The organism is Pseudomonas putida, assembly GCF_028682475.1.
In the GTDB taxonomy this organism is placed as follows: domain Bacteria; phylum Pseudomonadota; class Gammaproteobacteria; order Pseudomonadales; family Pseudomonadaceae; genus Aquipseudomonas; species Aquipseudomonas putida_AG.
Genome location: NZ_JANHLE010000100.1, coordinates 1 through 554, shown reverse-complemented (window position 1 = coordinate 554; position 554 = coordinate 1). Strand labels below are relative to the sequence as shown.

Sequence of the window (554 nt, the reverse complement as noted above, 5' to 3'; positions counted from 1 at the left end):
CGGTACCCAGGTGTCGGACATCGTCCGCACCGAAGGCCAGCTCAAGGCCAACAAAGAGGCGCGCGCCGAACTTGACGCGCGGGGTGTGAAGGCCCCGAGTGAAGGCGCCAGCCCGGAAGCTGTTCAGGCCTACCAGGAGCAACTGGTTGCCACCGACGCCTACCAGCGGATCATGGGCAAATACGGCACCAGTGGTGATTACCAACGTGTCACCCAAGCGGTGACGGCTGCCTTGCAGGGGCTGGCCGGTGGCGATATCGGCTCGGCGTTGGCTGGGGCCTCGGCACCGTATCTGGCGCAGCTCATCAAAAAGTCCACGGGCGACAACGCCGCCCTCAATGTCATGGCTCACGCCGTGCTGGGCGCCGTGGTCGCCCAGGCCCAGGGCAACTCGGCCGCTGCGGGTGCCGCCGGTGCCGCCGGGGGCGAGCTGGTGGCGCGTCTGATCACCCAGCAGCTGTACGGTACGAGCGATAGCAATGCCCTGAGCGAGGAGCAAAAGCAGACGGTTTCGGCGCTGTCGACGCTGGCGGCCGGACTTTCAGGCGGGTTGA

1 protein-coding gene is annotated in these 554 nt (G+C 66.8%); it reads left to right on the top strand.

The genetic code is table 11. The annotated features are described in order from the left end of the window. The coding region (locus NPS47_RS25335) for a VENN motif pre-toxin domain-containing protein (RefSeq protein ID WP_274297440.1) at positions 1-554 on the top strand (554 nt) is incomplete at both ends.